We start from the raw sequence: 21,504 nt of genomic DNA, 5'->3' as shown, positions 1-21,504 counted from the left end.
AAGGGCAGTATATACCCAAGTCACCGAGAGATGCGAGATTCAGCAAAATTGACCTGGGTATGAAAGCAGGCATTAGCGCGGATGTTAATACCGTAAGTAGCGATGCTCTTTATAAGAGAGCGTGAGCATAGTTTTCTTCAACTGCTCGCCAGTTGACGACGTTCCACCACGCATCAATATATTCTGGGCGACGGTTTTGGTAGCTGATGTAATACGCGTGCTCCCACACGTCTAATGCGAGGATTGGTTCACCGCGCACATCCACTACGTCCATCAGAGGGTTGTCTTGATTACTGGTGGACGTAATGTGAATCTCACCATCTTTTACGATCAGCCATGCAAAGCCAGACCCAAAGGTATTGATGGCAGCTTGGGCAAACGCCTCTTTAAATTGCGCAAAGCTACCAAATTTATCGTTAATTGCTTGAGCAAGCGCGCCTTGAGGCTCTCCGCCACCGTTTGGTGACATGCAATTCCAATAAATGATGTGGTTGTAATAGCCGCCACCATTATTACGTACTGCTGGACTGAGCTTAGAGATATTGTCAAAGATCTCGTCTAATGACTGAGTTTCGAGCTCGCTCCCTTCAACGGCATTTACAAACTTATCAAAGTACGTCTTGTGGTGTTTGCTGTAATGCACTTCCATGGTTTTCGCGTCGATGTACGGCTCTAGTGAATCGTACGGGTAAGGCAGAGCGGGAAATGTATGTGACATAGTAAATCCTCCTTAATTGGAAAATTTACTTTAATGCTAACGATAATTATTATCAACTTTGATCTTTGTAAGGGTATTCTAAGAAGCCTCACCAATTTCTAAAGTGAGGGTGGGGCTGTTAATCACTCACTCTAGAAATATGGTGCGAATTATTGTTAGTTCATCAAATTGAGACTAACAATTGATCGGTAAGGTGATACTCATACGCAATCCGCCTAAAGGACTTCGGCTGGCTGCGATCGTGCCACTGTGCTGGCGAATGGCACTTTCGGTAATGGTTAGGCCGAGACCTGTGCCGCCAGAGTGGCGATCGCGTGCCGTGGAAACGCGATAGAACGGGCGAAAAATCGCGGCCAGTTCCTCTGCTGGTACACCTTCTCCATTATCGTCAACCGTGATACGAAGCGTATCGTCATCGGCTTTGATGTCGATTTGTACCTCATCTTTTCCGTAGTAAATGGCGTTACGAACGATATTTTCCACCGCACTCATCAGCAGTTTAGGGTTACCGGAAATATTGCGCTTAGGTAATTCTGAATAGTGTAGCTGTTTGCCCATTTGCTCTGCTTCAAACTGCGCATCTTTAATGATTTCTTCCCATAAACTTTCTAGTGGCTGTGTTTCGCGAGTCATATGACTGTTCGCCTGCATGCGAGAAAGCTCTAATAGTTCGCTGATCATCTGTTCCAAGCGCTGCGCTTCGGTATCGATACGAGTCAGTTCTGGGCTTTCGCCTTGTTTACGCGTCGCTAATGCGCTTGCCATGCGCAGACGAGTTAAAGGTGAGCGCAGCTCGTGAGAGATATCGGATAGCAAACGTTGTTGTCCTGAAATCATTTGATTAACCGCTTCGACCATCTGGTTGAAGCTGCTGCCTGCTTGACGAAATTCCGCCGTACCTTTTTCTAAATTTGGGTCTGTGACAAATTCACCTTTCGCTACACGTTGAGCAGCGGCTTCAAGACGACGTGCAGGCTGACTCAAAGCCCAAGCAAGCCATAACAGCAATGGTGTACTAACCAACATGACCGCAAGCAAGAGCTGGAATGGGTGATCAAACAGACGCAGGAGTAGAGGTGGTGGCTCATTCCATTTGAAGCCCACGTACATCAAGATATCGGAACCTGCCAAAGTAATAGGAATTGGGCCCGCAATCATGTATCGACCATACAGCTTCTGCTTTGGATTATTGTAATCTTCGATACTGGTGACAAAGTTTTGCATGGCACGCAATTGAAAATTGCTGCGTTTTTCTGTCGTAAGAACATTACCGCTGTAGTCAGAAAAAAAGACTCGTGGGCGAGGGTCGTGCTTGCCGTGACGGTTGCCCTCGATACGAAAAAGTATGCGGCCTAAATCTGTTTGCTGGCTGTATTTTTGTTGGATTGAGTCACGCGTTTCTACCATACGTTTGTAGTGTTCTTCTGGAATATCGCGAGCTTTGCGTGGGTCCAAATGTGGCAGTGATAGCACGGCTATCAATACTAATAACATGGTGAACCAAAAAATGGCAAAGATGCGTCCATACAGGCTATTGATGTTTGGCAGTTTGATGCGTGATAGGCGCATTAATCCTCCTCAAGCAGCATGTAGCCACGACCACGCAGGGTTTTGATTCGCGGCTTGCCATTGCTTTGATCTGGTAATTTTTTACGTAAGTTCGAGACATGCATATCGATAGCGCGATCAAAAGCAGCGAGTCGTTTACCAAGCACATCTAAGCTCAGTGTCTCTTTGGTCAGCACTTGTCCTGGGTTTTGTACGAAGTGGGTGAGTAGCGCAAACTCGGTTGCTGTGAGATCGAGTAACTGTTGCTCACAATACGCTTCTTGCTTACCGGGATAGAGGCGGATTTCTTGATACTCAATGCAATCGCTGTTTTTGGTATTTTTTTGTGTGCTGCTAGTGCGGCGTAAAATCGCGCGGATTCGCGCTAACAGCTCTCGGTCACTAAAAGGTTTTGGTAAATAATCATCCGCGCCCAGTTCCAAGCCGATCACGCGATCAATTTCTTCCCCTTTAGCGGTCAGCATCAAGACGGGAGTTTCCCAATTTTCACGTAAGCGTTTCAGCGTTTCCATGCCATTGAGTTTTGGCATCATGACATCCAACAAAATCAAATCAATCTTATCATTGATCGCGGCTAAGCCGGCTTCACCGTCATTTGCTTCGCTGACGTCAAACCCTTCGAAACTGAGTACTTCTTTTAATAAGCTGGTTAGCTCGATATCGTCATCGATTAAAAGAATGTTTGCCATGGGGGCACCTATAGTAAGTTACCGATAGCCTAATATTACATTGGAATGACGCGCAACGAAGAGGAGAAAAATCACTCTTTACGATTCTTTACGCTCCCTATACGTCGCTTTACCTAGCGGGTCGTATTCTATACTCAAGCGCTGTGAGAACAGCTCAGAAGAACCACTCACCTGTGTAAGGAATCGTATTATGAAGTCTGCAAAAAAACTTGTGTTAGCTGCTGTTGTTCTACCTCTTACTCTTGGCGCCGCAAGCGCATTCGCTTACGGTGGTAAAAACCATCATAAAGGTCCTCGTGACGAATGCGGCATGGGTATGGACCGAGGTGTCATGCGTCAACTAGACCTGACTGATGCACAAAAAGATCAGCTAAAAGAAATGCGTGAAGCAAACAAAGCAGAAATGAAAGCAAAATTCGCTGATGGCAAAGAAGCACGTATGGCTGAGCGTCAAGCGCATCACGCAAAAGTGCAATCGCTTTTGCTGGCGGATAATTTTGATGAAGCTCAAGCTACCGAGTTAGCAAAAGAGATGGTTGAGCGCCAAACGGAACGTCGCGTGCAAATGCTAGAAAGAAAGCACCAAATGCTTAGCGTATTAACACCTGAGCAGAAAGCGAAATTTGTTGAGCTACAAAATGAACGTATGCAAGAGTGTGGCGACAGAATGCACAAGCGCATGGAAAAGTCGCGCAATAATTAAGTCATGAATTGATGTTATATAAAGAGGCAGCCATTGGTTGCCTCTTTTTGATCTGGTTATTTCATGGTCATTCAATATACTCAACGTATGGTTTTAGTTAACTCTTTGATTATGAAACAGCAATACGCACGTTTAGTTACGACCGCCGCTTGGACTGCAACCATTGTGGCGACGCTTCTTCTGATAGTAAAAGTCATCACGTGGTGGGTAACCGGCTCAGTGAGCTTATTGGCGTCATTGATTGACTCCATGTTAGATATCGCGGCTTCGGTTGTGAATCTTGTGGTGGTTCGTTACGCCTTACAACCGGCAGACCGCGAACATACGTTTGGACATGGTAAAGCTGAGTCCTTAGCGGCCCTAGCCCAAGCAATGTTTATTTCGGGCTCGGCAGTATTTTTGATTCTTAACGGGATTGACCGATTTTTCCGCCCACATGCTTTACACGCACCGGAGTTAGGTGTGTATGTATCGCTGTTTGCGATTGTGGTCACACTTGGCTTGGTGATGTTCCAAAAACATGTGGTTCGCGTGACGGGGAGCCAAGCAATAGCGGCGGATTCTCTGCATTATCAGACTGACTTGTATATGAATGCTGCGATCATGGTGGCTCTGGGGCTCAGTTATTTTGGAGTGACTCAAGCGGATGCTGTGTTTGCGATTGGTATTGGTGTCTTCATTCTTTATAGCGCTTTCAAAATGGTCAGCGAAGCGATTCAAACCTTACTTGATAGAAAGTTGCCCGATGAAGAACTTGAGCAAATTAACCAAGCTTGTTTGAGCGTAAAAGGGGTATTGGGCGTGCATCAGTTACGCACGCGAATGTCCGGACCGACGCGCTTTATACAGTTGCATTTAGAGCTAGACGATAACTTACGATTAATTGAGGCGCATTACATCGCTGATAAAGTGGAAGATAATTTATTGGCTCTGTTTCCTGATGCGGACGTATTGATCCATCAAGATCCATTGTCTGTCGTTTTCGGACCTGAGAAAGAGCAGAAAGCGCAAGATTGGTAGGCTTGAAAAATCCATCAGTGCCCGACGACAAAAAGGTACTTATTGACTATCTTTCCATCAATACTTATTAAGATTCGTGATCCTGATATGAATCAACAAAGTTTCATAGAGAAACTGTAATACTCTTACATAAGTAGAAAAGTTACATAAAAAAGTGCGTTTTCATTGGTAATCCTGTAGAGGAAATGTAACATAACGCACAGTTCTGGATTATGCAGGTTGCTTGGTAACAAGGGGCCTAAAAGAAAATTAAATAATTGATTGCCAAAGATCGAGGGTGAGCATGATTAAGAAGATCGGTGTTTTAACAAGTGGCGGTGACGCACCTGGTATGAACGCTGCGATACGCGGCGTAGTACGTACAGCACTATCCGAAGGATTGGAAGTATTCGGTGTGTACGACGGCTACCTAGGCCTATACGAAGGCCGCATCGAGAAGCTAGATCGTTCTAGCGTTTCAGATGTGATCAACAAAGGTGGTACGTTCCTAGGTTCTGCACGTTTCCCTGAGTTTAAACAAGTGGAAGTTCGTGAAAAAGCGATTGAGAACCTGAAAAAACATGGTATCGATGCACTAGTGGTAATCGGTGGTGATGGTTCGTACATGGGTGCGAAGAAACTGACTGAAATGGGTTACCCATGTATCGGTCTTCCGGGCACAATCGACAACGATATCGCAGGTACTGATTACACTGTGGGCTACCTAAGTGCACTAAACACCGTTATCGATGCAATCGACCGTCTACGTGATACTTCTTCATCTCACCAACGCATTTCAATTGTAGAAATCATGGGCCGTCACTGTGGTGATTTGACTCTGATGTCTGCAATTGCGGGCGGTTGTGAATACATCATCACTCCGGAAACTGGTCTAGACAAAGACAAGCTGATCAGCAACATCCAAGATGGTATCGCTAAAGGTAAGAAACACGCGATCATCGCGCTTACTGAGCTAATGATGGATGCTAATGAACTAGCACGTGACATCGAAGCCGCGACAGGTCGTGAAACTCGTGCAACAGTACTTGGTCACATCCAACGTGGTGGTCGTCCAACTGCATTTGACCGCGTACTAGCATCTCGTATGGGTAACTACGCTGTTCACCTATTGATCGAAGGTCATGGTGGTCGTTGTGTAGGTATCGTGAAAGAGCAACTTGTTCACCACGATATCATCGACGCAATCGAAAACATGAAGCGTCCAGTACGCAACGATCTATACAAAGTTGCTGAAGAGTTGTTCTAAGCAAGCTTGAAATAGATAAACAAAACCGCGGCTTTCCGCGGTTTTTTTGTATTTGAGAATCAACAAAAAGAAACTAGCGATAGACGAGTGTTAAGACACGCTGCTCTGCTCTATGAGCGTTAATTTTCGCTCGCGCAGCGCAAACAAGTAGCCCAGTAGCCCACCCAACGTATTCCCAACCGCGATACCGATAAACAAGCCTTCAATGCTGTAGATTTGGCTCCCGATCCACGCCGATGGCAAGGTAAAAATGAACAGCCGCATAAAGCTCCACTGGAATGCACGCAATGGCTTGTGCATCGCATTCAAACCACTGACTAACATCATCACGATGCCTTGGAAGCCATAACTAAATGGCACCACCAGTAAATAATGCCAAAGCAGGTTTTTCACCGCATCTTCCTGAGAAAACAGCGCAGCCAGAGGAATGCTCAGTGGCACCATCATCAAGAAGATAAACCCTTGGAATACCACTGCAAAACGCATGCTAATAAATAAACCGGAAAAGGCTCGTTGCGGTTGTTTGGCTCCTAAATTTTGTGCCATAAACGGTGTGAGGGCAGAGGTCAGCGACATCAATACTAAAATCAATATAGACTCAATACGCTGCGCTGCGCCGTAAGCAGCAACCGCCGCCGTACCGTGATTGGATAACAGCATCATCAGAATGGCACCGGACAACGGATTCATCGCGTTTGATAGCGCTGCAGGGGTACCAATTTTTAGTGTCTGTTGCCAGTCTTGTTTCAGCAAAGCCCATTGGGGTTGAGCAAGCAATTTTTCCCGTTTAATTAGCACATAGAATGAGCCACACAAAGCACCTAACCAGCTAAAGGCACTTGCTATGGCTGCGCCTTGAATGCCAAGTTCCGGAAAAGGGCCATAACCGAAAATCAACAATGGATCGAGCATGCCATTAATCAAACCAGCCAACATCATGACTTTTGCTGGTGTTTTTGTGTCGCCAGTAGCTCGGATAGCACTGTTGCCCGCCATTGGGATCACTAGCAGAGGAATGGTGAGATACCAGACCTGCATATATTGCTCAATAAGAGGGATGAGATCATCAGACGCACCAAGAAAACGAAACAATGGCGCAATGGTGGTAAAGCCAATAGAAGACGCGATAGCCACAAGTAACACGGCTAACAACAAACCGTGGGTGGTGAACCGAGCAGCTTGTGGTGCATGACCTTGCCCAAGCAAGCGACCAATATTGGTCGATAGTCCCATCCCAATCCCCATCGTAATGCAATTAACCGCAAAGGTGACAGGAAAGGTATAGCTGATAGCCGCTAGCGCTTGAGTGCCAAGCAACGAGATAAAAAACGTGTCCACCAAGTTAAACATCAAAATTGCGATCATGCCCATGGTCATGGGTACGGTCATTTTCCGCAGCGTTTCAGGAATGGGTGCGGTCAACAAACCATGCTTATCGGTCGCTTGGGGTTCCAGCTTGTTATTTTCCTGCATGTGTGACAACTATCTGGTGAGCAAACTGCAAGGATACAAGAAAGCGAGATGCCGAGCGAGTGAGCATTTCTAACGCAAACCGTTGCCTAGTTGTTCGTTATTTTAACTAAGTCACAAAAATTTTGTGCCACCCCCTTGGGATCGCTGCTTCGACCCCTTATATAGGGATCACGTGTCTGGGGCTACAGTCCCTAAGGACAATTATCAAATAAACATGGAAATTTTCAGGAGAGACGACCGATGAACATTCGTCCATTACATGACCGAGTTATCGTTGAACGTAAAGAAGTTGAATCTAAGTCTGCTGGTGGCATCGTTCTGACTGGTTCTGCTGCAGAAAAATCGACTCGCGGTGTTGTTCTAGCTGTGGGTAAAGGCCGCATCCTAGAAAACGGCACCGTACTGCCACTAGACGTTAAAGTCGGTGATACCGTTATCTTCGCTGAAGGTTACGGTACAAAAACTGAAAAAATCGACGGTAAAGAAGTGCTTGTCATGTCTGAAAACGACATCATGGCGATCGTTGAATAATAGCAATCATTGAGTAATTTTTTGCTCAGATTCAATTACGAAATTACACACAAAGAATTTTAGAAAGGAAATCAAAGATGGCTGCTAAAGACGTTAAATTTGGTAATGACGCACGAGTTAAAATGCTGGAAGGTGTAAACGTTCTGGCTGACGCAGTAAAAGTAACACTGGGTCCTAAAGGACGTAATGTCGTTCTAGACAAATCTTTTGGTGCACCAACTATCACTAAAGATGGTGTATCAGTAGCGCGTGAAATCGAGCTGGAAGATAAATTCCAGAACATGGGCGCACAAATGGTTAAAGAAGTTGCGTCTAAAGCAAACGACGCAGCGGGTGACGGTACAACAACAGCAACGGTACTAGCGCAATCTATCGTTAACGAAGGTCTAAAAGCAGTCGCAGCGGGCATGAACCCAATGGATCTTAAGCGTGGTATCGACAAAGCTGTTGCCGCGGCAGTTGAGCAACTAAAAGAGCTTTCTGTTGAATGTAACGACACAAAAGCGATCGCGCAGGTTGGTACTATCTCTGCAAACTCAGACGCAAGCGTAGGTAATATCATTGCAGAAGCAATGGAGCGTGTGGGTCGTGATGGCGTTATCACGGTTGAAGAAGGTCAGGCGCTACAAGACGAGTTAGACGTAGTAGAAGGTATGCAGTTCGACCGCGGTTACCTGTCTCCTTACTTCATCAACAACCAAGAATCAGGCAGTGTTGATCTAGAAAACCCATTCATTCTTCTAGTAGACAAGAAGATCTCAAACATTCGTGAGCTTCTTCCAACGCTAGAAGCTGTCGCGAAAGCATCTCGTCCACTGCTTATCATTGCAGAAGATGTAGAAGGCGAAGCGCTAGCAACATTGGTTGTGAACAACATGCGTGGCATCGTAAAAGTTGCAGCTGTGAAAGCACCTGGTTTCGGTGACCGCCGTAAAGCAATGCTACAAGACATCGCTATCCTAACTGGCGGTACTGTGATTTCTGAAGAGATCGGTCTAGAGCTAGAAAAAGTTGCACTAGAAGATCTAGGTCAAGCGAAGCGTGTTTCTATCACGAAAGAAAACACGACTATCATCGATGGTATCGGTGAAGAAGAGATGATCTCTGGCCGTGTTGCTCAGATTCGTCAACAAATCGAAGACGCAACTTCAGACTACGACAAAGAGAAACTACAAGAGCGCGTAGCTAAACTGGCTGGCGGTGTTGCAGTAATCAAAGTTGGTGCTGCGACTGAAGTTGAAATGAAAGAGAAGAAAGACCGTGTAGAAGATGCGCTAGCCGCAACTCGCGCAGCGGTTGAAGAAGGTGTTGTTGCTGGTGGTGGTGTTGCACTTATCCGCGCGGCATCTAAGATTGCTCACCTAACGGGTGACAACGAAGAACAAAACGTTGGTATCCGCGTTGCACTACGTGCAATGGAAGCGCCAATCCGTCAAATCACGAAGAACGCAGGTGAGGAAGACTCAGTTGTTGCGAACAACGTGAAAGCGGGTGAAGGTAGCTACGGCTACAACGCGGCAACAGGCGAATACGGCGACATGCTAGAAATGGGTATCCTAGATCCAACTAAAGTTACTCGTTCTGCACTACAATTCGCAGCATCGGTTGCAGGTCTGATGATCACAACTGAAGCGATGGTTACTGACCTACCGCAAAAAGACGCGCCAGCGATGCCTGACATGGGCGGCATGGGTGGTATGGGCGGTATGGGCGGCATGATGTAGTGCGACGAGAGTCGCGTAGGTAGCTAGCCGAGCGGGCTACGTCCATAGTAACCACTAATTTTATGTCGTGGTTACTATCCCACCCGCCGAAATAGCAAATAAATAAAACCCGATATTCGGGCTTAACCCAAGCCCGAATATCGATCCTCGTAAGAGGTCCGATTTTAGGCATGGGCGAAAGTCTGTGTCCCTCGCTTTAGGCGAATGATATACGTTGAAGCAGCGCTATCAGTGTCTGTGAAGTAACGGGAATATTCGTGTCTTATTTAAGCTTGAGCCACCTACACGGTGCGAAGCTGTTTTCATTATTGTCTTAACCAATTTCATACTCGAACGGGTAGGTGATTGGACAGTGAGACCTATTGTTCAGCCAATAGTAGCCTAGGGATAGTGCATCTGCGGTAACGCGGTGTGCGGAGCTTCCTGACAATGTACCCCCACGCAAGTGGTTAATCCTTACTGCGAAGTGAAGGTTAAGACAATCGCCAATAGCAGGTGGTTGAGGAGCTAGGCTGAGTTATATGGTTAACGTAAGTGAACTACTAATAAACACCGTCAGCCGCGACGAGCGTAACGCTATTGTCGTGACGACTAAGTATCCCTTTGGGAAGATTAGTCGCCACTAACGCTCTGACCAAAAGGTATATGGCCGGTTATCTCTTTTACATCTGGGGATACGCTGACTCATGCGCCATCGGTGGATAGGTAGAACCTAAGTAACTCGTGTAATGAAAACGGAACTCGGAAACCCCGTATCTTTGCCCCAATAGGGCAGGCAACTCGTAAGAGGCGCTGTTGAGGATGCGGGCACAGGAGAGCAGAAAAAGCGAAAGCCAGCTTGTAATGAGCTGGATAGAAAGCCAACGTGCTTTCACCGGAAACGGGGCCCACGTCTGCTTGGTCTTTAATTGCGTGAAAATCAGTAAAGCCGTCAAGTTTACGGTAGTTGAAACTGTCAGAGTCCAATTGTGGGCGTTACCTTTCCTATTTGAGGATCTAGGGTACTGTCAGCAACAAGTTCAAGCCTCATAGGGTAAATCTCTGCCCTATGGGGCACAGATGCGCCTTGTGTTGCTTGTTTAACTTATCGTTAATGGAGGAAAGCAAGGTGCATACTTCAATGCAAATTGACGTATCTGCATCCTCCCACCAGACACAGCAGTGGCACAGCATCGACTGGTCACTAATGTATCGTACGGTGAGAGGGCTACAGGTACGGATCGCAAAGGCAACGAAAAAGTCTGACTGGCGACAGGTCAAAAGACTGCAACGCATGTTAACTCGTTCGTTTGCTGCCAAGGTGATAGCCATTCGGCGCGTCACTGAAAACAGAGGGAAAAACACACCGGGTGTTGATGGAGAAATCTGGAACACTCCTGCCTTGAAATGGGGAGCTATAGACCAACTGATGCGTAAAGGCTATAAGCCAAGTCCGCTGAGGCGAGTCTATATTCCTAAAGCTAATGGCAAGCGTAGGCCGCTGGGAATACCAACCATGCGTGATAGAGCAATGCAGGCACTATACCTGTTAGCTCTTGAACCCATATCGGAAACCACGGCGGATCGAAACAGCTATGGCTTTCGCCCGAATCGCTCTTGTGCTGATGCTATCGAACAATGTTTCGTGAACCTCAGTCGCAAGGCCAGTGCCCGTTGGGTACTGGAGGGTGATATCAAAGGGTGTTTTGACTTTATCAGCCATGACTGGCTTATCGCCAATATTCCTATGGATAAGGCGATACTTAAGAAATGGCTGAAAGCCGGATTCATGGAATCTGGGAAGTTTAACTCGACGGAGGCGGGTACACCGCAAGGTGGGATTATCTCACCTGTACTCGCCAATATGGCCTTAGACGGACTGGAAACGGTGCTCGAATCCCACTTCGGGAAGAAGAACACAAAAGCCAGTTACAAAACTAAGGTCAACTATGTGCGTTATGCAGATGACTTCATCGTCACTGGTATCTCGAAAGAGCTACTAGAAGATAAGGTCTTACCAATAGTTGAAGCCTTTATGGCAGAACGTGGGTTGCAATTGTCAGCAGAAAAAACGCTGATCACGCATATAGACGACGGGTTCGATTTTCTCGGGCAGAATTTGCGTAAATACGACGGCAAGATGTTGATTAAGCCGTCAAAGAAAAACGTGAAGAATTTTCTGCGCGGTATACGAGATTATCTCAACAGCCATAAAACGGTGCCAGCTTCAGCGGTGATAGCGAAGTTGAACCCGATGCTCAGAGGATGGTGCAACTACCACCGCTGGGTATGTGCGAGTGAGACATTCAAGTATATCGATTATCGTATCTGGAAAATGTTATGGCAGTGGTGTCGCCGAATCCATTTGAATCGCCGTAAACGCTGGATTAAAGAAAAATACTTTAAAACAGTGGGTGATAGAAACTGGGTATTCAGTGCACCGAAACCGAAAGGGGAAGACGGTCACTACCGCCTGCTGAGTTCAGCGAGAGTGAAAGTCGATAAACATGTGAAAATTCGGGCAACAGCGAATTGTTACCTACCGGAAGACGAGCAATATTTTGAGCGTCTGAAAATGCAAAGATTGAAGAAATCTTTGGCGGGTAACTGGAAGCTATGGAAGATTGTCGAAAGACAAGACTACAAATGTGCGGTGTGTCACCAGCAGTTTCACTCAGAAGATGAATGGGATATTCACCATATCGTCAGAAGAGTGGATGGCGGCACGGACATGAGCTCGAATTTGATGATGTTGCATATTAACTGTCACAGGCAATTGCACCATAGACAACATTCAGAGGGGGCTACTCTCGAAAAGGAACTTGAGATAGACTCAAATCAACTGAATGAAAAACCAACAGTAGGGAGAGCGTCATGAGACATCTAGTAAATGTTTTTGGGCTGTTTCTCCTGTTATTGGGTTTTGTTATGGTAACTGACACAGTTTGGGGATGGGGCGTTATGGCCATTCCTATTGTGTTCTGGCTCATGCGCTTATTGAACCTCATCCATAAAAATCGCTTTGCAGCGTTAGTATTTTGGCTTGGGGTCACTTTCGTGCATTGGCAGTTTGCTTTGGCTTCGTTCAGCGTGTTCCTGCTTATAACTGTAATTAGGTTTGTGAAGGACAACGCACACAATCATCCTAGGGTTAGTCGTAAACGAAAATCCTACAATCCAGCCACGGGGCTACCTATGATGGGTCACAAAGGTATCGATGTCGATTCTGACGGTAATCCCTACAATACGTTTTGAACAGGAAGGAGGTTCGTCATGTATATGTGGTACTGGCTGTTAGGCTTGTTAGTAACTATCGCCTTAGTGGGTGTAGTCTTCTGGTTTGCTTACAAGAGTGATAATCAGTAGAAATTCGGAGAGACGCTACTTCATTAATTGAAGTGCTTATCTTTGTTGCTGGCTCGTATGCAAGTACGGGCTTATAAAGGCTTGAGCCGTATGCGGGGAAACTCGCACGTACGGTTCTTAGGGGGCGGTGGCGCAGTAATGCGTCGCTGCTACCCGACAGCCAGCTTATCTCATCGCTCTAGGGAAACCTTATAGCGGAAAGATAACCGACCAAACCCTTAAAAGTCGAGGCAGATGCCTCGACTTTTTTATGCGTGTCACCTGAGAAACATGACGTTCTGGTGTGGCTTATCATGAAATTTTTGAGCGTAAAAAGCGCCATTTCAGAAGCAAAAAATCGAAGAGAAATATTTTTTCTTTTGAGTCAGATGGTTAAATCTGACCTATTACTAACACTTTTTGAACGGGGACAGAGCAAAATCTGAACATTACACTATGTTGTAAATTGTTGCTTCCCATCATGGAGATGAAAATGAAAAAGCTTATGACGTCATTGGCGGTTGCAGCCGCTATCGCATCACCTGTTGCTTTTGCCGACAGTACACCTGTGATGTTCTCTACTATCGATAACACAAACGCACCCTCTAATTCTTCAGTAGGTGGCGTTCGTTTAGCTGTGTTGCATGGGCAGGTAAATGAGGTTAAAGGTGTCGACTTTTCACTGCTTGGTATGTCAGAAACGGATCGTACGACAGGTGTGAACTTCGGTCTGTTTTTTGGTGCAGCAAAAGTAAATCAAGAAATGAAAGGCGCGTCTTTAGGCTTAGTTAACTGGAACCAAGGTCAGACGACGGGTGTTAACTTGGGTGCTGTTAACATTACGAACAACGTAAAAGGCTTGAACTGGAGCGCGGTGAACTATTCTGAAGGCTACACCATGGCGGATGTGGGCTTAGCGAGTATCTCTAAGAAGTCTAATTTCCAGTTTGGTTTCTTCAACATGACCGATCAAATCGATGGCGTGCAAATTGGTCTTTTGAACTGTGCGGATAACGGTTTCTTCAAGTGTTTCCCACTCATCAACTTTGCTAAGTAATCCCTGAGAAAGTCAGAATCTTTATATACAGAAAGCCCTCGATGTTCGTCGAGGGCTCTTTAATTACTGATGAGATGAAGCGAGTTTCTCGGAGCGTTAACTATTTAATTAATCGTGATGAAGTTTTGCGTTGTTGAATTCTTTGATGAACACCGCGGCGTAATGCTTTGATGTGGTTTTCTGCTTTATCCACACCTAACAACACGGTTAGTGTCAGGAGAGTAATAACCACCGACTGCGTTAAATAACCCAAACCTATCATCAAACCTAAACCTGCTAGCACCCATATTACAGCCGCGGATGTTACGCCATGGATTTTTCCATCAAGTGTCATCATAACGCCAGCGCCTAAGAAGCCGACGCCAGTAATGATCTGACCAAGCACTCGTGCTTGATCAAGTGTATTTGGCGATAACGACACTGCCATCGACATAAACAGGTAGGTGCCTGAAATAATTAATATTGCTGTGCGAATGCCAACCGGTTTACCACGAGTTTGGCGCTCTATACCGATCATGAGCCCATTAATGGCGCAGCATAGTAGGGCAGGCCAACTGAATGGGCCAAGATCGAAAATTTGTTCGAATGCTGTATGCATCTTGACCTCCAAAAGTGCGGAGTATGCATAGACTTACCGTGCAAAGCGAACAAAAATAATCAATCTAGACGACAAATTTAATTGAGCGTCAGAGCTTACTCTAAATGCAAATCCAACGGCGTTTTACTTGGCCTGCCACCAATTTCTCGTGTGAGTTTTGGTACCAGATAACCCGATACACGCGTGATGAGTCCGCGCATAATAGCTTTCGCTTCTTCGTCCGAAATAAAGTAGTGCGCTGCGCCTTGCACCTTATCAAGAACGTGGAGGTAATAAGGCAAGATACCCGCGTCAAATAAGGCCTCACTTAACGCCACTTGAGCTTCTACCGAATCATTCACGCCTTTCAGCAGAACGCCTTGGTTTAGAAGCGTAACGCCCGCTCTTTTGAGCTTGAACATCTGTTCAGCAAATTCGTCATTGATTTCGTTGGCATGGTTGATGTGAGTGACGAGGATGATTTGTAACCTTGATGCTTGCAAAAGTTGGCATAGTTCATCAGTGACTCGAGCAGGAATCACCACAGGTAAACGGCTATGAATACGCAGACGTTTGATGTGAGGAATGTGAGCAATGTGCTCTAAAAGCCAATGAATCTCATCGTCTTTTGCCATTAATGGATCACCACCTGAGAAGATGACTTCGTTCAACTCTGGTTGTTGTGCCATGTACTCTAAGCACTTGGTCCAGGCTTGTTTCCCGCTTTTGTTCTCTTGATAAGGGAAGTGACGACGAAAACAGTAACGGCAATTTACCGCGCAGCCACCTTTGACAATCATCAGGGCGCGGTTGCGATACTTGTGTAGCAGGCCAGGGACTTCATTGTCCTGCTCTTCCAATGGATCATTGGAGTAACCCGGATGCACCTCAAATTCGTCGCTCAGTGGTAAAACCTGACGTAAAAGAGGGTCTTTAGGGTTGCCTTTCTCCATCCTATCGACAAAACTTTGCGGTACACGCTGTGCAAACAGCTTGCGCGCGGCAAACCCGTCTTGCCACGGTGAAGGATCAATTTCCAGTATTTCGAGCAATTTTGCAGGATCAGAGATCCCATTCGCCAACTGTTTGAGCCAGTTTTGCTCAACAGATTCGACTTTTCGGGTTATTATGTGCGGCATTGAATTTAGCTCTAAGAATGTAAGAGGAAAAAATGGCTACAGTTAGCACCAATGAATTTAAAGGCGGTCTTAAGTTAATGCTTGATAACGAGCCTTGTGTAATTCTGGAAAACGAATACGTTAAACCAGGTAAAGGCCAAGCGTTCAACCGTGTTAAAATTCGTAAACTTCTTTCTGGTAAAGTGCTAGAGAAAACATTCAAGTCTGGTGACACTTGTGAAGTGGCAGACGTAATGGATATCGACCTAGATTATCTATATTCAGACGGCGAATTCTACCACTTTATGAACAGTGAAACGTTTGAACAGATCGCAGCGGATGCAAAAGCGGTAGGTGAAAACGCTAAGTGGTTGGTAGAAAACAACACTTGTATGATCACACTTTGGAACGGTAACCCAATTACTGTTACTCCACCAAACTTCGTTGAGCTAGAAGTTGTAGACACAGACCCAGGCCTGAAAGGTGATACTCAAGGTACTGGCGGTAAACCAGCGACGCTATCAACTGGCGCTGTTGTTCGTGTTCCTCTGTTCATCTCAATTGGTGAAGTGATTCGCGTAGATACTCGTACTGCTGAATACGTAGGTCGTGTGAAGTAAGCACTTTATATGATTGTTAGAAAGGTCGCTTCGGCGGCCTTTTTTATTGCCTGTGATTCTTCTCTTTTAATCCCTCTGCGTAAAACATCGATATCCTCCGCAAATTTTTGATGATTTTGTATTATTCGTAAAAATCTTATTTATTCCATGAATCTGTCGATTATTCCTTAATGTAACATTTTGATACATTAGTACTTGTTGCTGAGTTGCATAGCAATCTGATTTTTATCGATTTAACTCAGTAACAATCCAAAAAAGGAGAACAAAATGGAAAGCAGAGGTTTAGGAAGGGGTTTAAAGGTGGAAGAAAGACGTCAGTTACTACATAAAGGATTAAAAGCAGCCGTATTTGGCGTACCGCTGTTGGCAATAGGCTTAACGATTAATAGCTCGGTGCTGATGACCGATGCGGGTTACAGCTACGTGCATCAGAATAATATTACTGGTGAGTTGGATGTGTTTACTGAACCTGGCATTCATTTTCGTATGCCATTTCTGTCCAAAATCACCAAGTATGACCAAGTGATCACCGTGTCATTCGGTAACAGCAAGGGCGAAGATTTTTATCAACGTCTTGATGCGATTCAGGTTCGATTTGCCGACACCTATATTGGTCAGATCCCCGTAACATTCCGCTTTAAGCTCAGTAATGACCCTGAAGCGGTGAAGAAGATGCATAAAGAGTTCCGCAACAACAGTAACTTGATCGATGCGCTGCTTGTAAAGAACGCACGTAACGTAACGGTGATTACCGCAACCCAATACACGGGTGAAGAGTTTTTCCAAGGTGGTTTGAACCAGTTCAAATCGAAACTTGGCGATCAGTTACGAGAGGGGATTTATCTAACAGAGCGACGTCAGGTTGAAGTGGAAGAGTTGGATCTTGCGCCTGTTGGGGCGAATCAAGCCAATCCGAACCAATTACAGCGCACCAATCAACTGGTATGGAAAACTGTGCCAGTCGTAGACAAAACCGGGCAACCAATTCGTCAAGACAATCCGTTACAACAATACGGTATTCAAGTGACGCAGGTGACCATTGGTGACCCGCAGCCAGAAAAGCAATTAGATCAGTTATTGGCAGATAAAAAGCGTCTAGTGGCGGATCGTATTCGCGCGATTCAGGAACAAGAAACGTCGAAAGCACAGGCAGAGACAGAGCAGTTACGCAAAGAGATTCAACGAACACGTGAGGTGCAAGACGCTCAGCGTGGTAAAGAACTCGCAATTATTGCTCAGCAAAAAGAAGTGGAAGTTGCACGTCAGATTGCAGAGCGTGAAATCGTTGAAGTGGAAAAAACCAAACGACTTGCTGAAGTCGAGAAGGAGAAAGAGCTAGCTATCGCAGAGGCTAACTTAGCGATTCAAAAAGCGAACGCACTTTCTGCTGAGTTTGAAGCGAAAGCGATATTAGCGAAAGGTCGCGCAGAATCTGAAGTCCTTAAAGGTAAGTATGCGGCGTTAGGAGCAAACCGTGAAGTTTACTTGGCAGAATTGAATCGAGACGTAGCGAACTCGCTGTACAACAATTTGCAAAACTTCCAAGTTCAGATGCCACAAAATTACATTGGTGGAAGTGACGAAACGGGCTTGAAAACAAACCTAGATGTGATTACTGGCTTTGGTGCTCTGGGTCTTATGGACCAGACAAAGAAGGTCACACAGCAATAAGATCATGGGTGGTCAAAAGCTTAAAAAGCAAAAAGATCATAGGTAACCCAAAGCAATAAAAAAGCTGGCATTTAGCCAGCTTTTTCTTTTTTGGTCAGTCTCTTAAATCATGAAGATAAAGATAACTGCTAGTGCAGTGATGAGGCCTGCAAATGCATAGCATGCAATTTTACCAATCACACCAGTGTGGAACTTAAGGTCGTGCATGCCGTGGTGTACACGGTGCATTGCATGCCACATTGGCAATGCTAGCGTGCCAATGATGAATAGCGCACCGATGATGCTGGTTGCGAATGCGGAGACACGCTCGTAGCTCATCGCTTCTGCATCAATCACGCCTAGTGGGACCAAGATGCCCAGCACCAATACCGTGATTGGCGTGATCATCGCGAACCAAGTACCACCTGCGCCAAACAGACCCCACCAGATTGGCTCATCAGAACGTTTTGGTGATGTGTTTACACTATAATTCGGTTTCATTGCTCAGCTCCTTACACCACGATGAGAACGATCAGTGAGATAAACGCAACAGCGGCCCACTGAGTCAATACGATGATCTTCTTGTCCACTGGTTTGCCTTTCAAACGAATTGGCATTACTTGTGGCATCATGCTGAAGAAAGTTTGAGCGTGGAATAGGCTACCGAGTAGTGCAACGATGTTGATTGCGACTACGATTGGGTTCGCCATGAATGCTAACCAACCTTGCCATGCTTCAGGACCTTTCACCAAGCAACCTAAACCGAAAGTTAGGAACAGAGTGAATAGGATTAACGGAAGCACCGTAGCTTCGCGTAGCATGTAGAAGCGGTAGAAAGGATGGTTCTTCCACCAAGTGCGTTTTACTTCACGAACGTAAGGTTTACGATTGCTCATCCTTATGCCTCCACTTTCTTTGGTGAACCATCAGGTTTCAACATAGCAATCACGAAGTCCATAGAAGACTCCACTTTGCCTTGGTTTACTGCCGCTGCTGGGTCAACGTTCTTCGGACAAACTTCAGAACAGTAACCAACAAACGTACAACCCCAAGCACCGTTTTCACCGTTGATAAGCTTCATGCGCTCATCTTTACCGTTGTCACGGCTGTCTAGGTTGTAGCGGTGGGCTAGCGTTAGTGCAGCAGGACCGATGAACTCTGGGTTAAGACCAAACTGAGGACATGCTGCATAGCACAGACCACAGTTGATACAGCCAGCGAATTGCTTGTATTTCGCCATCTGTTCTGGCGTTTGCAAGTTCGTACCGTCTTCTGGTTTACGATCGTTACCAATGATGTATGGTTTGATTGCTTCTAGGCGCTCGATGAATGGCGTCATATCAACAATCAAGTCTTTCTCGATTGGGAAGTTCGCTAGAGGCTCGATAGTCACGCCGTCTGGGTAGTCACGTAGGAAGCTCTTACAAGCAAGTTTCGGTACGTTGTTCACCATGATGCCGCAAGAACCACAGATCGCCATACGGCAAGACCAACGGTAAGACAGATCTTTGTCTAGGTGGTCTTTGATGTAGCCAAGTGCGTCAAGCACAGACATGGTTTCATCGAATGGTACTTCGAATGTTTGCTTGTATGGTTCTGCATCTTTTTCTGGGTCGTAACGCAGGATGTCTACTTTTTGAATGCGATTTGCTGACATTATGCTTGCTCCTCTGCGTTCTTCTCTTCAGCCGCGGCTTTTTCTGCTGCTTCACCGTATAGACGAGCTTTTGGTTGTGACTTAGTGATGGTCACATTGCTGTAATCGATACTTGGTGCTGACTCTGGCTTGTAGAAAGCAAGTGAGTGTTTTAGGAAGTTCACGTCATCACGCTCTGTACAACCATCGTCTAGACGTTGGTGCGCGCCGCGAGATTCTTTACGTAGAATCGCAGAGTGAACCATCGCTTCTGCGACTTCTAGGCCGTAACCCACTTCGATTGCATATAGAAGGTCTGTGTTGAACACTTTACCTTTGTCTTTGATGCTGATGCGTTTGTAGCGTTCTTTCAACTCAGTGATTTTGTCGATAGTCGCTTGCATCAAATCTTCTTGGCGGTAGATACCACAGCCCGCTTCCATGGTGTGACCCATTTCTGTGCGGATCTCTGCCCAGTTTTCGTCGCCTTCTTGGTTCATCAGTTTTGCGATGCGTTCTTCAACGGCTTTGACTTGCGCGTCAATTGCCGCGTCGTTCCAGCCTTTGAATTCTGCCGCACGTTTCACTGCGTTTTCACCAGCTACGCGGCCAAATACTACGAATTCAGCCAGTGAGTTAGAACCTAGACGGTTTGCACCGTGAAGACCAACAGACGCACATTCACCCACCGCGAATAGGCCTTTAATGCGAGTTTCACAACCGCCGTCCGTTTCAATACCACCCATCGTGTAGTGAACGGTTGGACGAATTGGAATTGGCTCTTTTGCAGGGTCCACGTTTACATAAGCTTTTGCTAGCTCACAGATGAACGGTAGACGTTCTTGTAGGTACTCTTCACCAAGGTGGCGAAGGTCTAGGTGCACCACGTCACCCAGTGGGTGTTTGATGGTGTTGCCTTTCTGTTGTTCGTGCCAGAAAGCTTGAGAAACTTTGTCACGAGGACCCAGTTCCATGTATTTGTTCTTCGGTTGGCCAACTGGAGTTTCAGGGCCCATGCCGTAATCTTGTAGGTAACGGTAGCCATTCTTGTTAACGATGATACCGCCTTCACCACGACAACCTTCCGTCATCAGGATACCTGTGCCTGGAAGACCGGTTGGGTGGTATTGAACGAATTCCATATCACGTAGAGGAACGCCGTGACGGTAAGCCATTGCCATACCATCGCCCGTTACGATACCGCCGTTGGTGTTACAGTGGTAAACACGGCCCGCGCCACCTGTTGCTAGAACAACCGATTTTGCTTTGATAGTAACAAGCTCGCCTTCAGACATGTGAATAGCAATCAGACCTTGAACTTCGCCTTCATCAACAAGCAGATCCACCACAAAGTACTCATCAAAACGTTTGATGTTGCTGTACTTCATTGATGTCTGGAATAGCGTATGAAGCATGTGGAAGCCAGTTTTGTCTGCAGCGAACCAAGTACGTTCAACCTTCATACCACCAAAGCGGCGTACGTTGACTTCACCGTTCTCTTTACGACTCCATGGGCAACCCCATTGCTCCATTTGGATCATTTCGCGAGTCGCGTTCTCTACAAAGTATTCAACAACATCCTGTTCACATAGCCAGTCACCACCGCCAACAGTGTCGTTGAAGTGGTTGTCTAAGCTATCTTCATCCTTGATAACTGCTGCTGAGCCACCCTCTGCAGCGACCGTGTGGGAGCGCATTGGATAAACTTTAGAAATCAGAGCGACTTCTAAGTCTGGGTTTGCTTCAGCCGCTGCAATAGCAGTACGAAGACCAGCGCCGCCTGCGCCGATGACTGCGATATCTGTGGTGATAATTTGCACAGTTATCCTCCAGTGTGTGATTGCGGAAA

At 46.1% G+C, this 21,504-nt stretch carries 20 protein-coding genes; 10 read left to right on the top strand and 10 right to left on the bottom strand.

Annotated features, from left to right (window positions below; genetic code table 11):
• Positions 1 to 109: 109 nt before the first annotated feature.
• From R7093_RS21040 to R7093_RS21030, 3 genes are all read right to left on the bottom strand, one after another.
• A complete protein-coding gene (locus R7093_RS21040) occupies positions 110 to 718 on the bottom strand; it encodes a superoxide dismutase (RefSeq protein ID WP_005382382.1) in 609 nt (202 codons plus the stop codon).
• Between the two features lie 174 nt (positions 719 to 892).
• On the bottom strand, positions 893 to 2,287 hold the full coding sequence (cpxA, locus tag R7093_RS21035; protein ID WP_318146791.1) for an envelope stress sensor histidine kinase CpxA: 1,395 nt from the start codon (positions 2,285 to 2,287) through the stop codon (positions 893 to 895).
• The gene (locus R7093_RS21030) at positions 2,287 to 2,976 is read right to left on the bottom strand and encodes a response regulator (RefSeq protein WP_005382384.1); all 690 of its coding nucleotides are present in this window, start codon (positions 2,974 to 2,976) and stop codon (positions 2,287 to 2,289) included. Before R7093_RS21030 ends, cpxA begins: the two co-directional genes overlap by 1 nt.
• 190 nt (positions 2,977 to 3,166) lie before the next feature.
• On the opposite strand from R7093_RS21030, the gene R7093_RS21025 reads away from it, so the two are divergent.
• The 3 genes from R7093_RS21025 to pfkA all read left to right on the top strand — a co-directional run bounded on the left by R7093_RS21025 (position 3,167) and on the right by pfkA (position 5,945).
• Positions 3,167 to 3,679, top strand: coding sequence for a CpxP family protein (locus tag R7093_RS21025; RefSeq protein WP_047104268.1), 513 nt, complete (start codon positions 3,167 to 3,169; stop codon positions 3,677 to 3,679).
• Between the two features lie 111 nt (positions 3,680 to 3,790).
• Complete coding sequence (gene fieF / locus R7093_RS21020; protein ID WP_025768809.1) at positions 3,791 to 4,699, top strand: CDF family cation-efflux transporter FieF; 909 nt, start codon at positions 3,791 to 3,793, stop codon at positions 4,697 to 4,699.
• 283 nt (positions 4,700 to 4,982) lie between these two features.
• Positions 4,983 to 5,945 carry a 6-phosphofructokinase gene (pfkA, locus tag R7093_RS21015; protein WP_005381521.1) on the top strand — a complete coding sequence of 321 codons (963 nt, stop codon included), beginning with the start codon at positions 4,983 to 4,985 and terminating at the stop codon, positions 5,943 to 5,945.
• Positions 5,946 to 6,035: 90 nt separating this feature from the next.
• On the opposite strand, the gene R7093_RS21010 is transcribed toward pfkA, so the two are convergent.
• Positions 6,036 to 7,418 (bottom strand): MATE family efflux transporter, encoded by a 1,383-nt coding sequence (locus R7093_RS21010; RefSeq protein ID WP_017821828.1) that lies wholly within the window; start codon positions 7,416 to 7,418, stop codon positions 6,036 to 6,038.
• Positions 7,419 to 7,658: 240 nt separating this feature from the next.
• On the opposite strand from R7093_RS21010, the gene R7093_RS21005 reads away from it, so the two are divergent.
• The 5 genes from R7093_RS21005 to R7093_RS20985 all read left to right on the top strand — a co-directional run bounded on the left by R7093_RS21005 (position 7,659) and on the right by R7093_RS20985 (position 14,054).
• Entirely contained in the window at positions 7,659 to 7,949 is a 291-nt protein-coding gene (locus tag R7093_RS21005; protein WP_005381516.1) for a co-chaperone GroES, read from the top strand.
• 77 nt (positions 7,950 to 8,026) lie between these two features.
• A complete protein-coding gene (gene groL, locus R7093_RS21000; protein ID WP_005381509.1) occupies positions 8,027 to 9,673 on the top strand; it encodes a chaperonin GroEL in 1,647 nt (548 codons plus the stop codon).
• 1,120 nt (positions 9,674 to 10,793) lie between these two features.
• Positions 10,794 to 12,530, top strand: a complete 1,737-nt coding sequence (gene ltrA, locus R7093_RS20995; RefSeq protein WP_021024080.1) for a group II intron reverse transcriptase/maturase — start codon at positions 10,794 to 10,796, stop codon at positions 12,528 to 12,530.
• Positions 12,527 to 12,907 (top strand): hypothetical protein, encoded by a 381-nt coding sequence (locus tag R7093_RS20990; RefSeq protein ID WP_021024079.1) that lies wholly within the window; start codon positions 12,527 to 12,529, stop codon positions 12,905 to 12,907. The genes ltrA and R7093_RS20990 overlap by 4 nt, the downstream gene beginning before the upstream one ends.
• Before the next feature lie 583 nt (positions 12,908 to 13,490).
• Positions 13,491 to 14,054 (top strand): VC2662 family protein, encoded by a 564-nt coding sequence (locus R7093_RS20985; protein WP_005381507.1) that lies wholly within the window; start codon positions 13,491 to 13,493, stop codon positions 14,052 to 14,054.
• Between the two features lie 100 nt (positions 14,055 to 14,154).
• Here R7093_RS20985 and R7093_RS20980 read toward each other — a convergent pair whose 3' ends face one another.
• Positions 14,155 to 14,652 (bottom strand): MgtC/SapB family protein, encoded by a 498-nt coding sequence (locus R7093_RS20980; protein WP_005381504.1) that lies wholly within the window; start codon positions 14,650 to 14,652, stop codon positions 14,155 to 14,157.
• Positions 14,653 to 14,747: 95 nt separating this feature from the next.
• Positions 14,748 to 15,770 (bottom strand): EF-P beta-lysylation protein EpmB, encoded by a 1,023-nt coding sequence (epmB, locus tag R7093_RS20975; RefSeq protein WP_005381502.1) that lies wholly within the window; start codon positions 15,768 to 15,770, stop codon positions 14,748 to 14,750.
• Between the two features lie 32 nt (positions 15,771 to 15,802).
• On the opposite strand from epmB, the gene efp reads away from it, so the two are divergent.
• Complete coding sequence (gene efp, locus R7093_RS20970) at positions 15,803 to 16,369, top strand: elongation factor P (RefSeq protein ID WP_005381500.1); 567 nt, start codon at positions 15,803 to 15,805, stop codon at positions 16,367 to 16,369.
• A gap of 267 nt (positions 16,370 to 16,636) precedes the next feature.
• Positions 16,637 to 18,040 carry an SPFH domain-containing protein gene (locus R7093_RS20965; protein WP_005381498.1) on the top strand — a complete coding sequence of 468 codons (1,404 nt, stop codon included), beginning with the start codon at positions 16,637 to 16,639 and terminating at the stop codon, positions 18,038 to 18,040.
• Between the two features lie 102 nt (positions 18,041 to 18,142).
• On the opposite strand, the gene frdD is transcribed toward R7093_RS20965, so the two are convergent.
• Genes frdD through frdA form a run of 4 tightly spaced genes read right to left on the bottom strand, consistent with a single transcriptional unit; the run spans position 18,143 to position 21,475 of the window.
• Entirely contained in the window at positions 18,143 to 18,520 is a 378-nt protein-coding gene (frdD, locus tag R7093_RS20960; protein ID WP_005381493.1) for a fumarate reductase subunit FrdD, read from the bottom strand.
• A gap of 11 nt (positions 18,521 to 18,531) precedes the next feature.
• Positions 18,532 to 18,915 carry a fumarate reductase subunit FrdC gene (frdC, locus tag R7093_RS20955; RefSeq protein ID WP_005381491.1) on the bottom strand — a complete coding sequence of 128 codons (384 nt, stop codon included), beginning with the start codon at positions 18,913 to 18,915 and terminating at the stop codon, positions 18,532 to 18,534.
• 2 nt (positions 18,916 to 18,917) lie between these two features.
• A complete protein-coding gene (locus tag R7093_RS20950) occupies positions 18,918 to 19,676 on the bottom strand; it encodes a succinate dehydrogenase/fumarate reductase iron-sulfur subunit (RefSeq protein ID WP_005381489.1) in 759 nt (252 codons plus the stop codon).
• Positions 19,676 to 21,475, bottom strand: coding sequence for a fumarate reductase (quinol) flavoprotein subunit (gene frdA / locus R7093_RS20945; RefSeq protein ID WP_005381487.1), 1,800 nt, complete (start codon positions 21,473 to 21,475; stop codon positions 19,676 to 19,678). Before frdA ends, R7093_RS20950 begins: the two co-directional genes overlap by 1 nt.
• Positions 21,476 to 21,504 lie beyond the last annotated feature (29 nt).

This window comes from Vibrio sp. 1580 (assembly GCF_033340055.1).
Note: the sequence above shows the minus strand (reverse complement) of the source record. Positions and strands in the feature narration are given on the sequence as shown.

Coding starts and splice junctions, on each gene's coding strand:
- R7093_RS21040 (WP_005382382.1), bottom strand. CDS start 718: ATGTCACATACATTTCCCGCTCTGCCTTACCCGTACGATTCACTAGAG.
- cpxA (WP_318146791.1), bottom strand. CDS start 2,287: ATGCGCCTATCACGCATCAAACTGCCAAACATCAATAGCCTGTATGGA.
- R7093_RS21030 (WP_005382384.1), bottom strand. CDS start 2,976: ATGGCAAACATTCTTTTAATCGATGACGATATCGAGCTAACCAGCTTA.
- R7093_RS21025 (WP_047104268.1), top strand. CDS start 3,167: ATGAAGTCTGCAAAAAAACTTGTGTTAGCTGCTGTTGTTCTACCTCTT.
- fieF (WP_025768809.1), top strand. CDS start 3,791: ATGAAACAGCAATACGCACGTTTAGTTACGACCGCCGCTTGGACTGCA.
- pfkA (WP_005381521.1), top strand. CDS start 4,983: ATGATTAAGAAGATCGGTGTTTTAACAAGTGGCGGTGACGCACCTGGT.
- R7093_RS21010 (WP_017821828.1), bottom strand. CDS start 7,418: ATGCAGGAAAATAACAAGCTGGAACCCCAAGCGACCGATAAGCATGGT.
- R7093_RS21005 (WP_005381516.1), top strand. CDS start 7,659: ATGAACATTCGTCCATTACATGACCGAGTTATCGTTGAACGTAAAGAA.
- groL (WP_005381509.1), top strand. CDS start 8,027: ATGGCTGCTAAAGACGTTAAATTTGGTAATGACGCACGAGTTAAAATG.
- ltrA (WP_021024080.1), top strand. CDS start 10,794: ATGCAAATTGACGTATCTGCATCCTCCCACCAGACACAGCAGTGGCAC.
- R7093_RS20990 (WP_021024079.1), top strand. CDS start 12,527: ATGAGACATCTAGTAAATGTTTTTGGGCTGTTTCTCCTGTTATTGGGT.
- R7093_RS20985 (WP_005381507.1), top strand. CDS start 13,491: ATGAAAAAGCTTATGACGTCATTGGCGGTTGCAGCCGCTATCGCATCA.
- R7093_RS20980 (WP_005381504.1), bottom strand. CDS start 14,652: ATGCATACAGCATTCGAACAAATTTTCGATCTTGGCCCATTCAGTTGG.
- epmB (WP_005381502.1), bottom strand. CDS start 15,770: ATGCCGCACATAATAACCCGAAAAGTCGAATCTGTTGAGCAAAACTGG.
- efp (WP_005381500.1), top strand. CDS start 15,803: ATGGCTACAGTTAGCACCAATGAATTTAAAGGCGGTCTTAAGTTAATG.
- R7093_RS20965 (WP_005381498.1), top strand. CDS start 16,637: ATGGAAAGCAGAGGTTTAGGAAGGGGTTTAAAGGTGGAAGAAAGACGT.
- frdD (WP_005381493.1), bottom strand. CDS start 18,520: ATGAAACCGAATTATAGTGTAAACACATCACCAAAACGTTCTGATGAG.
- frdC (WP_005381491.1), bottom strand. CDS start 18,915: ATGAGCAATCGTAAACCTTACGTTCGTGAAGTAAAACGCACTTGGTGG.
- R7093_RS20950 (WP_005381489.1), bottom strand. CDS start 19,676: ATGTCAGCAAATCGCATTCAAAAAGTAGACATCCTGCGTTACGACCCA.